Source organism: Chthonomonas sp., assembly GCF_035294165.1.
GTDB lineage: Bacteria > Armatimonadota > Chthonomonadetes > Chthonomonadales > Chthonomonadaceae > Chthonomonas.
Map to the genome: position 1 here is coordinate 1 of NZ_DATGLN010000154.1, position 10,417 is coordinate 10,417.

11 protein-coding genes and 1 rRNA gene are annotated in these 10,417 nt (G+C 56.9%); 1 reads left to right on the forward strand and 11 read right to left on the reverse strand.

Annotation, left to right across the window (positions count from 1 at the left end; all coding sequences use genetic code 11):
• From VKV29_RS07645 to hisD, 5 genes are all read right to left on the reverse strand, one after another.
• Window positions 1-136, reverse strand: a 16S ribosomal RNA gene (locus tag VKV29_RS07645); the annotation flags it as partial.
• 10 nt (window positions 137-146) lie between these two features.
• Window positions 147-290: a hypothetical protein gene (locus tag VKV29_RS07650; protein ID WP_324200717.1), complete on the reverse strand. Its 144-nt coding sequence runs from the start codon at window positions 288-290 to the stop codon at window positions 147-149.
• A 664-nt stretch (window positions 291-954) separates the two neighbouring features.
• A complete protein-coding gene (locus VKV29_RS07655) occupies window positions 955-1,206 on the reverse strand; it encodes a hypothetical protein (RefSeq protein WP_324200718.1) in 252 nt (83 codons plus the stop codon).
• 41 nt (window positions 1,207-1,247) lie between these two features.
• Complete coding sequence (gene hisB, locus VKV29_RS07660) at window positions 1,248-1,841, reverse strand: imidazoleglycerol-phosphate dehydratase HisB (protein WP_324200719.1); 594 nt, start codon at window positions 1,839-1,841, stop codon at window positions 1,248-1,250.
• Window positions 1,838-3,127 carry a histidinol dehydrogenase gene (hisD, locus tag VKV29_RS07665; protein WP_324200720.1) on the reverse strand — a complete coding sequence of 430 codons (1,290 nt, stop codon included), beginning with the start codon at window positions 3,125-3,127 and terminating at the stop codon, window positions 1,838-1,840. The genes hisB and hisD overlap by 4 nt, the downstream gene beginning before the upstream one ends.
• An 865-nt stretch (window positions 3,128-3,992) precedes the next feature.
• Between hisD and VKV29_RS07670 the strand changes: the two genes are divergently transcribed.
• On the forward strand, window positions 3,993-5,318 hold the full coding sequence (locus tag VKV29_RS07670; RefSeq protein WP_324200721.1) for a M48 family metalloprotease: 1,326 nt from the start codon (window positions 3,993-3,995) through the stop codon (window positions 5,316-5,318).
• Between the two features lie 4 nt (window positions 5,319-5,322).
• Here VKV29_RS07670 and VKV29_RS07675 read toward each other — a convergent pair whose 3' ends face one another.
• From VKV29_RS07675 to VKV29_RS07700, 6 genes are all read right to left on the reverse strand, one after another.
• Window positions 5,323-6,075: a ComF family protein gene (locus tag VKV29_RS07675; RefSeq protein WP_324200722.1), complete on the reverse strand. Its 753-nt coding sequence runs from the start codon at window positions 6,073-6,075 to the stop codon at window positions 5,323-5,325.
• Complete coding sequence (locus tag VKV29_RS07680; RefSeq protein ID WP_324200723.1) at window positions 6,059-6,619, reverse strand: PAS domain-containing protein; 561 nt, start codon at window positions 6,617-6,619, stop codon at window positions 6,059-6,061. Before VKV29_RS07680 ends, VKV29_RS07675 begins: the two co-directional genes overlap by 17 nt.
• Before the next feature lie 72 nt (window positions 6,620-6,691).
• Complete coding sequence (locus VKV29_RS07685) at window positions 6,692-7,162, reverse strand: DUF7577 domain-containing protein (protein ID WP_324200724.1); 471 nt, start codon at window positions 7,160-7,162, stop codon at window positions 6,692-6,694.
• Between the two features lie 289 nt (window positions 7,163-7,451).
• Window positions 7,452-8,519 carry an NAD-dependent epimerase/dehydratase family protein gene (locus VKV29_RS07690; RefSeq protein WP_324200725.1) on the reverse strand — a complete coding sequence of 356 codons (1,068 nt, stop codon included), beginning with the start codon at window positions 8,517-8,519 and terminating at the stop codon, window positions 7,452-7,454.
• Between the two features lie 646 nt (window positions 8,520-9,165).
• Entirely contained in the window at window positions 9,166-10,191 is a 1,026-nt protein-coding gene (locus VKV29_RS07695) for a glycosyltransferase family 2 protein (protein ID WP_324200726.1), read from the reverse strand.
• 72 nt (window positions 10,192-10,263) lie between these two features.
• A partial coding sequence (locus VKV29_RS07700) for a GDP-mannose 4,6-dehydratase (protein ID WP_324200727.1) occupies window positions 10,264-10,417 on the reverse strand: 154 nt, incomplete at its 5' end.

Consider the following 10,417-nt stretch of genomic DNA (forward strand, 5'->3'; position numbering starts at 1 on the left):
TGAAGGGCAGGTTGCCTACGCGTTACGCGACCGTTCGCCGCTAGAGACACCCCTTGCGAGGTGCCTCCCGCTCGACTTGCATTTCTTAGGCACGCCGCTAGCGTTCGTCCTGAGCCAGGATCAAACTCTCCGTTAAAAACCTTATGTCAAGCCGACTCTTTGTTTGGGCTTCCATCTTCTAGTAGGCTAATAAAAAGCCCTACCGGCCAGATGGCCGCCCTCAACAAAGCCAGCTTCGACTTCGAGATGTTTTGCAAAAACCTGGCTGTTTCTATAAGGCGCAAGGTCATTCCCTTCCCCTTGACGGGGAAGTATCATGACGTTGCTCCGTCACACGCGACTCGATTCTTAAGGAACTGTGCTTCCCGGCGTTTCCCGTTGGAAGCGTCGGGCCCGACAATCTGAAGCTTGCCCACATCACTGCAGGCTCCCTCCAGACGCCCGCATAATATACACCAGCTCTTGCGTGTTTGTCAAGGGAATGTGGAAAGAATTTTTGTCCCACCGTTCCCATCCATATACTTTCCCCGTCTGTGCCCGACCGCATCCGCGAAAACTTAGCCTTCATAGGGGGGCGCTGGCTTTTCCTCTCTCAAGTTGGGGGTGGGGCTGTAGGGGGTACCCTTGAGGTTACCCCTTATGATTACCTGCCCATCATGCAATCGGTTCTAGAGCAAGTCACCAAAGTAAGCTTATCTTGCTCGCCCTCTATCCCTTCCTTTCCCCCGATTCGGGAGGTGCTAGCGCACGGCGATGCAGCGGCCAGAGAGATAGATGATTAAGAGAATAAAACAGGCCGCTGAGGTGTCCACAGGGAGGTGCCCCTTTCCCTGATAGGGGGAGGGTTGGGGAGAGGCTGCAGAGACTGCCAATCTCACGGTTCTAGAGGCAGTTCGCAAAGCAGGCCTGCCTTGTTCGCCCTCTACTTTTTGGCATATAGCGATAAGCCCATGTCTAGTGACCGGAGTTGACCTGTACGATAGGCCCCGATAAGCTCGGACTCGGAGTGGATAGTTTCTTTTCGATCTGAAGGAGGTTTCCAGAGACCTGTTTGGCATTGGCATTGGTGATATGGATCGCCCAGCGTACAGCACCGATCAGGGCAAAGAGCAGCGCGATCAATAACAAAACGCGCACGATAACACTCTGTCTGTGGGCAGTCTCTTCCCACTCCAAACCGACGCCCCTCTCTTCCTCGTTCTTCATAGTCAAACCCTCCTGCCTATTCGCCTTGCGGCGCGGCCTGTCTACAGCACTCCCTTGGTCGAGGGCACGCCTTTCACCCTAGGGTCTACGTTGCAGGCCTGGGCAAGCGCTCGCCCAAACGCCTTAAAGGTTGCCTCAATAATGTGGTGGGTGTTGCTTCCCGCCATTTGGCGAATATGGATTGTCCATCCCGCGTGCATGGCCACCGCGCGAAAGAACTCCGGCACCATCTCGGTGGTGAAGTCACCCAAATGCGGCGTGGTGAGCTGCAGTTCCCAGCTTAGGTGGCCTCTTCCGCTGATGTCAATGGCGCATAACACAAGCGCCTCATCCATCGGCACAATGGCGTGCCCCATGCGAACGAGGCCGCTGCGATCGCCCAAAGCCTGAGCCAGTGCCTGCCCCAGCACGATGCCAGTATCCTCCACCGTATGGTGGTCGTCAATATGCAGGTCGCCGTGGGCTTGCACGGTAAGGTTCATCAGGCTATGCCGAGCGATATGGGCCAGCATGTGGTCGAAAAAGCCCACGCCTGTGGTGCCCTCGAAGCGCCCTTCGGCATCAAGAGCGATCTCAATATGTATATCGGTTTCTGCAGTTTTACGGTGTAGGGTGGCCTTACGGGGTGCACTCATTGGGTCTGCTCCTGTCGCGCCTCGGCGGCCCGCGCATGGGTTTCAAACCCTTCGGCGCGCGCCAGCAGAGCGAGGGAGGGAATAAGGGGGTTCAAGGTTTCAGGTGTTGCGTAGATCACACTAGTTCGCTTGAGAAAAGTCTCCACGTGAAGGGGAGAGGCATAGCGTGCCGTGCCACTGGTGGGCAGCGTATGGCTGGGGCCGGCCATATAATCCCCAAGTGTCTGGGGCGTGTAGTCCCCCAACAGCACCGCCCCTGCGTTTTTCACCGCGCCCAACAGCGCCAGAGGCTCGCGCACCATGAGCGCGAGATGCTCTGGGGCGCAGGCGTTGGCCAGCGCGATGGCCTGCTCCATCGTTTCGGCAACAAGCAGGAGACTGTTATGCTCCAACGCCTGCCGAAGAATGAGGCTACGCGGAAGCTGTTCCAGCTGCCGCTCTATCTCGGAAGCCACGGCAGCCGCCAGAGAGGCGGAGGGGGTGATGAGATAGCCGGCACAGGCCGGATCGTGCTCTAACTGGGTGAGGATATCGAGCGCGACGAAGGTAGGGTTGGCCCCCTCATCGCCCACAATGCACACCTCGCTAGGGCCGGCCAACATGTCTATATCTACCACTCCCCAAAGCAGCTTTTTGGCAGTGTTCACCCACACATTCCCCGGCCCCACAATCTTATCTACCGCGGGCACCGTTTGAGTGCCATAGGCCATTGCGGCCACAGCCTGCGCTCCTCCTACGGCAAAAACCCTATCCACTCCTGCCAAAGCGGCAGCTGCGAGGACAAGAGGCGAGATGCTGCCCTCCTTCTGTGCCGGCGAGCAGAGAACAAGCTCCTTCACACCGGCGACCCGTGCGGGTAGGGCGGTCATCAGGACGGTGGACGGATAGGCGGCCGTTCCTCCGGGCACATAGATACCAACCCGATCCAACGGACGTATCAGTTGGCCGGTCACCCAACCGAGTCGGGCGTCCATCCAGCTTGTACGTTTCTGGTGCTCGTGGAAGGTAATGATATGGCGTGCTGCCTGCTCCAGAGCCGCTCGAAGCGCAGGGGGTAGTCCATGAAGCGCCTGTTGCAGCGCCTCCGTGGGCACTGCGAGCGAGGTCAATTGAGGGGAATCGAACCGACGCCCTAGCTCTAAAAGCGCCGCGTCGCCTTCTGTGCGCACCCGTTCGATTATTTCGCGCACCACCCGCTCGACCTCCGGATTGTCTTGCAAGGTGGTGCGTCGTACGGCGGCACAGGCCTGTTCAAAACCGATCTCGGCTACGTTTACAATGCGCACAATAGGTTTTAACTTCCTTCCCATGCGAATAACAAAGTATACCTGCCCTAAAAAGCTGAAGAGAAGTTCTCATCCTTTCCAAGGGGGTGAGGGCCGACAACCTCACGGTTCTAGATACAGTTCGCGCAGCAAGCCTATCTCGTTCGCCACCTATCCGTCCTCGCGGACAGCAACGCAGCGGTCTTAGCAGACAGCAACGCAGCGGCCAGGGGAAGAGGCGATCAACGAGAATCTCTCAGGCCGCTGAGGCGGAGGGCGCCTTTCCCCAGAAAATCTTGCGATTTTCTGGGGACCCCTGTATCGGCCTTGAAGAGCCGGTGAGATAAGCAAGTGTCATTTCGAGCCGAAGGCGAGAAATCTTGAGTTTCCATTCCCACCAGCTCTGCGGGGACGGGCGCCGGCCTCGAGGGGGGTGGGGCCGGTGAGACTGCCAATGAACTTACTGGTCTCCCCTCTCCCAAATTGGGGGAGGGGCGGGGGGGCTGGTAAGACTACCAATCTCGCGGTTCTAGAGGCAATGTGCAAAGCAAGCCTGCCTTGTTCGCCCCCTATCCCTTCCTTTCCCCAGATTCGGGAGAAAGGGGGCGATTATGGTTAGTTTCCAGCTCTAGAGCAAGTTGGCAGAGCGAGCTGAGCTAGGGGGAAGCAAGCTTGTGCTCTCCAAACGACTTGCCGTTTGAAGGGTTAACTAAGGGGTTTGTAGTCAGAACAAACTGAGAGTGAGCTTGCTAGTCTCCTCTTCTCTATCAGAGGGAGAGGTGGGTTAAAAACTTGATGGATACGAAAAAGGGGTAAAAAACGTCTATTAAAGTAGGGTATTGTGTAGATAGGAAAATGCGCCCTCGCAGGCGAAAGGTTGTACAAAATGAGCGATTCGGATGATAGAGGCCGTTTTTGGTCTAAAGTAAGCCGCCTTCCCCTCAAAGCCAAGGCCGGTGCTCCCAGAAAATCGTGCGATTTTCTGACGAAGGGAACCCTGCGCCTTATCGGCCTTATTGCTTTTGTTGCCAGCTTGCTGTGGGTTCGCCCTGGCTATGCCCAAACATCAACCACCACGGCAAAGCCCGGCTCAACGCCTGAGAGCGGCCCCATCACCTATACCCCCGACACCGATCCGGAGGTGAAGCTGGGAAAAGAGGCCGCGCAACAGGACATGAAGCAGCTTAAGCTCATTACCTCCGGCCCGGAGTATGAGCGCCTCCAGAAAATAGGCCAAGAGCTGGCCAACGTCGCCGATCGCTACCCCATTCCGGCGCTCTGGGGCTACCCTAATTTCAAACCCTTTAAATTTTCCTTCTATCTGGTAGATAACAAGGATGTGAACGCCTACTCCTATCCCGGCGGCTTTGTTTTTGTGGATAAAGGCCTAATGGATTTCGTTCACTCCGATGACGAACTGGCCGCCGTGCTGGCCCACGAAATGGGGCACGTTATGCACCATCACATCCTCAAACTGCTGCACGAGCAGGGCAAACTTCAAAACATCCTCACCCCGTTGCAGTTGGCCGCCATCGGCATGATCATCGCCGGGCATTTTGGCGACAACAGCACCGCCGGGGCCGGCTTCTTCCTGGCCAACGGCTCGCAGCTCTATCAAGTTGCACGCATGAACGGCTATTCGGTGCACGCCGAAGAGGATGCCGACCACTACTCCATTCTGCTCCTTACCCACACGCACTTCGACCCCGCTGCCATGTATACCTTTATGAGTCGCCTGGCCAACACAGAAACCCCACAGGAGTTAGGCATTTTGCGCGATCACCCCCCTACCCCGCAACGCGTAGAGGCCGCCAAACACCTGCTAGAAAGCCTTCACATTCCGCTTAGCATCACCACAGCCGACCCGGCCTGGCGCGCCAATGTTACCGACATTAAGAAGGGCAACGACGATCTAGCGCAAATTAGCGTGAAGGGCATCGTGGTCTGCAGTGTGGTGGGCCTCGATGGAGAATCGGCGCATGACCGAGCCGTCGCCCTCGCCACCAAGCTCGATCAGCTTCTGGATAGCGGCCTACAAGCTTACGAAATCCATTATGCCCCAAACGGGGAGGGCATTATGCTGCGCAACACGCTCTTTCTGACCCAGGCCGATGCACAAGCGCAAGGAACTTCCCTTGAACAGTTGAAGCAGTCGCTCGGTAATGCCATCATCCAGATCATCCAGATGCGGCAGATCGAGTTTTCTAATTAAAGGTCTAGTCGCGTGCAACGGCAAGCGCCCATATGCGCGTCGCCCCGGACTGCTTCAATAGCTTGGCGATTTCGCCTAAGGTAGACCCAGTAGTGATAACATCGTCTACCAAGGCCACGGAAAGCCCCCTAAACCGCTTCGGCTCGGTTACCTCAAAAGCGCCTACCACGTTCTCCCGTCGGGCAGTCGCTCCCAACCGGGTTTGAGGGCCGGCAAATTTCACGCGCCTTAGGCCACGGGTCTCTAATCGCCAGCCTTTTTCTTTAGCAAGATAGTAGGCGATTCGCTCCGATTGGTTGTACCCTCGTTGGCGCAAACGCTTGGGATGAAGCGGAACCGGCACCACGATATCGAAGGCGAAATCGCCGGCCTGGGGTGCTTCCTCGGGGATCGTTTCGGCATCGAAGGAGCTGCCCAAAAGATGGGCTAAGGGAGCCGCCAACGAGGTGCGCCCCCCGTACTTCAACCGGTGGATCGCATCCCGAAGGCCTCCGCTATAACGCCCGAATGCATACGACCATTCCCATGCCGGCACTTGACCGGCAGCACATCGTGGACACCAGCTCGAGGCCCTTAGTGTGGGCGCGCCACACCGAACGCAAAACGGAGGCTGCAGGGTTTCAAACGAGGCGATGCAGGTGGCGCAGAGCGCTCCATCGGGCAACAAGTCGCCACATAGCAGACACTTTGGAGGATAGACAAGGTCAAGCAGGCCATGAAAGCAGAGCGCAGCGAGCGCCTTAACGTCCACTTTCATGATGGGGCAGGGGTTCCATCAGCACAAAAACCATTTCGACGCAGTTGGGGACATGGTGCAGGGGAATAAGCTGGAGCCGCTGCGCCGTGAACTTCTCGGCCACCTTCACCGCTCCCTCGATACAGCGAGGTGCTTTCAACCGCGCCAGCACCGGCGTACCGGCCCGAAACAGTCCTTCCATCTCAAGGCGCTGCAAAACCTGTTGATGCAACACAGAGGTACAGGCGCATTCCAGCGCTTGTTGCGGGGTCAGGCCGGTTATCGCGGCCAAGGAACGGTTCCAGCACACGATCTTTCCCGACCTATCGAAGGCAAAGCAGGGCTGCGAGAGATGTTCCACCAGTTGATCGAGCGTTTCGCGGGCGCTTCCGGCCATACGTCGTGCATGTTCCGCATCGGCCCGCAGCACGGCCTCCAAAGCTTCCTTTTTGGATGCACGTTTGGGCAGGCGCTCGTTGTCGGCAACCACCACGGCCACAGGGGCAACGTCGCCGGTTGTTTTTTGGCTTGCGGGCGGGGTTGAGCTGTGCTCTGAGGTTTTCAAACTTCGCTTCTCCGAACGGGCAAACTGGGTTTACATTGTTAGTTTTGGTAAATGCAGCTACTTTCCTCAGGCTTAATTCCCGCCAAGCCCCCCGCCGAGGCCCCCACCATTGGCGCCCTGCAGGCTGTGGATGAGAGAAGGCAAGCTGGAGAGCATGGAGGTAAGCGACTGAAGCCCCACAAAGAGCAGCAGGAGATGAAATATCATGGCAACACAGCTCCAGAGGACGCAGAACTTGCCGATCTGCTGGCGCTGACGGTTGTCGCTCATCATCATGAACGCCCACCCGATGGGCAACCCCACGTAGGGCAGCGTAATGGCCAGCCACAATGCCGCCCGCTTGGCCATTCCTTCATCCCCGGCCAAAGGGGTTAGAGGCACATAGGCGCGCCCGGCCTCTGCCGTGCCGGCACGTGGGGGCGGGTTCCCCATAGCCGGAGCGACCCCTGAAAGCGGCGATTGGCACTTCCAACAAAAGGAAGCGGTATCGAAGTTGTTAGCGCCGCAACGCGGGCACACAATACGTCCAGAGCTAGCTGCCATGATAGATTTCCTTTCGCCATTCCCTACCCGATCTCCTCCAAAAAACTATTCACCATCAACCCTGTCCACGACCCGATTGGAGAGCAGCCCTTCACGAGTTTCGGGGAGTTCAGCAAAACACCCAAACGCCCCCTTGCCTATGCCACAAACTCACGGTCATGTCACAACGATGAAGGCAAATCATCTCAGTTAGGGAGTGGTCGCCGACTCCACCCATTAGTTTTGATACGGTTTAAAGGGGGGTTCTCGGCACAGGATCAGCAGTTGTTTTTAGGCCAAAAGGCTCTTCTCAGCGGGAAGCGGAGGCCTTCAGGCGCTCCACCCACGAGGCATGAATCTCTTCAAAGATGTCGGCAAGGCTTTTAGAGATGTTCCATTCGGGATAGTGCGCTCGCATTTTGGAGAGGTTGCTGATATAGCAGATATGATCGCCCTCACGATTTTTATCCACATACTCATACACCATCTTCTTGCCGGACACGGCCTCGGCCATCTGGAAGGCCTCAAGAATAGAGCAGCTATTCCCTCGGCCCCCACCAAGGTTATAAACCTCTCCACACCGAGGATTGCGGATAAAGGCGTGAATGAAGCGGGCCACATCGTAGGAGTGGATGTTATCGCGCACCTGTTTGCCTTTATAGCCGTAAATGGTGTATTTGCGCCCTTCCAAATTGCATTTAATGAGATAGCTCAAAAAGCCGTGCAGCTCCACACCGGAGTGGTTTGGCCCGGTAAGGCAACCGCCGCGCAGGCAGCAGGTGCCCATGCCGAAGTAGCGGCCGTACTCCTGCACCATAATGTCGGCGGCCACTTTTGAGGCGCCGAAAAGGGAGTGCTTGCTCTGGTCAATGCGCATCTGTTCGGTAATGCCATCGTAATCTTCGGGTCGGGCGTACTCCCAACGAGTCTCCAGCTCTTTAAGGGGAAGTTCGTTGGGCGCGTCACCGTAGACCTTGTTGGTAGACATATGCACGAAGGGCGCTTCGGGGCAGAAACGGCGGGCCGCCTCTAGCAAGTTCATCGTGCCTACGGCGTTGGTATCGAAATCCTCAAAGGGCATGCGGGCTGCCAAATCGTGCGAGGGTTGGGCAGCCGTATGCACAATGGCATCCGGCCGTAAGGTCTCCATTAGCTCCAAAACCCCCTGCCTGTTACGGACGTCCAGCTCATGATGAATAAAGTTGGGCAGTTCCCTTTGCAGCCGCTGCTGGTTCCAGCGTGTATCGCCTTGGGGGCCGAAAAAAAGGGCCCGCGCATTGTTATCGGCCCCGTGCACCTCCCAGCCCTCATGGGCAAAGTAGGTGCAGACCTCCGAACCGATCAAACCAGACGAACCCGTCACCAGAATCTTTTTCATCCTAACTCCCTCTATTTTTAGTGTAGCATATCCTCCCTCCATTCCTTCCCACATACCTCTCTATCTGCAAGCCAAAAGGCGGGGAGAGAGGCACCTCGCGGTGAGCACCTCAGCGGCCAGCACAGTTTACGTAATCGTCTCTTTCTCTGGCCGCTGCTGCGCCGTCTGCTTCTACAGCCCCCACCCCCCGCCCCTCCCCCTGTCAGGAAGAGGGGAGACCAATAAGGTTATTGGCAATCTCTTATGATAACCTTTCCTTCGGAAACCAACCATAACCGCCCCTTTCTCCCGAATCGGGGGAAAGGATGGGATAGGGGGCGAACAAGGCAGGCTTGCTGGACAAATTGCCTCTAGAACCATGAGACTGTCAGTCTCACCCCTACAAACCCCCACCCCCCCCGCCCCTCAAGGCCGACACAGGGGTCCCCAGAAAATCGCAAGATTTTCTGGGGCAGGGCGTCCTCCCCCTCCCCCAATTTGGGAGAGGAGCACCTCACGGTGGGCAACTCAGCGGCCTGTTTCATTCCCTTAATCCTCTCTTTCTCTGGCCGCTGCTGCGCCGTCTGCAAGACGAAAGGAAGGGATAGGGGGCGAACAAGATAAGCTCACGCTGCTAACTTGCTCTAGAACCGCGAGATTGGCAGTCTCACCAACCGAAGAGCCGAAGTGCGCGCTGCACGAGGCGAACCTTGCGATCATTTCGACGCCCTTGTGTAGCCGCCAGCCAACGGTGCACCCTCTTCTCGAAGGCGCTTCTTGGGTCGGCCAAAAGCCCGGGTGCCACCTCGCGCCCCATCGCGCGCGCCTTTTCCTCCCAATCTACGTCCCACAGGTCTATTTTGCGGAATTTGCGCGTGCCGTGCTCCAGCAACATCGTCACGATCTCTTCATCCCACCAGTAGTAAGGTGCCTTCGATTCCTCTTGCAGCGCCTTCCAATCAATCCCTTGCCGTTCGTAGCCCTCCAGCCACTCCTTTTGTACCGGATGCATCTCTCTGGGGTCTCTGGCATCCATATGATGGTACTGACGATAGATGGTGATCGGACGTTTTGAGGGGAAATTTAAGCGCTCCCATGCCTGATACCACCGCTGCTTACTTTTCATCCGCTCCCAGTTGATATATTGGAAGTGGAGGAGCTTGGTCGCTTTCCATATTATTCGTTGACAACCTTGAGGCTGGGGTAATCGGGTGCTATGAATCCTCTCTCCATCATGTTCGGCTCCATCGTCCATAAAGCCATACGGAATAGGATATGGAGGAATCCAGCACTGTTCAAATCCAGGGTAGATGTTCGCCCAATCCATAAAGATCGCCGCGCCTTCCGGCGCTCCCCATGCATCTACCCATTCATCACTCTGAGGCCAATTGGCCGTCAGAGCCTCATCCGCATCAAGGGCGAAAAGTAATCGCCTGCCCGGAATTTTTCGAGCCTCGTTCAGAAGCAGACGTTGTCGCGCCCCTTCATCATACTGTGGAGAGTTGTTATCTATGAGGGTAACCTTAGGGAAGCGTAGGGCGATTTCGCGAGAGCCATCATCCGAGCACTGATCGGCAAGTACAATATGATCGGCCCACAGGCTGGCGCTTGCCAAGAACCGCTCCAGAATCCATGCCTCATTTCGCACCGGCGTGAGGCAGATGATGGTCGGCTTTTGCGAATCGGCGGTCATGAGAGTGGATGTCCTCTTTTTAGGGGGTGTTGCCTATGCTCGGATGGCTGTTCAAAAGCGCAGGTGCCGTTTCTACTGGGAATCGAGCACACCGCGCGCGGCACGGTCGAGGTCGGTGCGTACCATGCTCTCCACAAGCCCCTCGAAGTTCACCTCTCGATGCCAACCCAGCTGCGTCTCGGCCTTCTTTGGGCAGCCCAGCAGCATGTCAACCTCGGCAGGGCGG

What these genes read in the sequence shown, in the direction of transcription:
- VKV29_RS07655 (WP_324200718.1), bottom strand. Translation starts at nt 1,206, where the DNA reads ATGAAGAACGAGGAAGAGAGGGGCGTCGGTTTGGAGTGGGAAGAGACT.
- VKV29_RS07685 (WP_324200724.1), bottom strand. Translation starts at nt 7,162, where the DNA reads ATGGCAGCTAGCTCTGGACGTATTGTGTGCCCGCGTTGCGGCGCTAAC.
- VKV29_RS07650 (WP_324200717.1), bottom strand. Translation starts at nt 290, where the DNA reads ATGACCTTGCGCCTTATAGAAACAGCCAGGTTTTTGCAAAACATCTCG.
- VKV29_RS07690 (WP_324200725.1), bottom strand. Translation starts at nt 8,519, where the DNA reads ATGAAAAAGATTCTGGTGACGGGTTCGTCTGGTTTGATCGGTTCGGAG.
- VKV29_RS07695 (WP_324200726.1), bottom strand. Translation starts at nt 10,191, where the DNA reads ATGACCGCCGATTCGCAAAAGCCGACCATCATCTGCCTCACGCCGGTG.
- VKV29_RS07675 (WP_324200722.1), bottom strand. Translation starts at nt 6,075, where the DNA reads ATGAAAGTGGACGTTAAGGCGCTCGCTGCGCTCTGCTTTCATGGCCTG.
- hisB (WP_324200719.1), bottom strand. Translation starts at nt 1,841, where the DNA reads ATGAGTGCACCCCGTAAGGCCACCCTACACCGTAAAACTGCAGAAACC.
- VKV29_RS07670 (WP_324200721.1), top strand. Translation starts at nt 3,993, where the DNA reads ATGAGCGATTCGGATGATAGAGGCCGTTTTTGGTCTAAAGTAAGCCGC.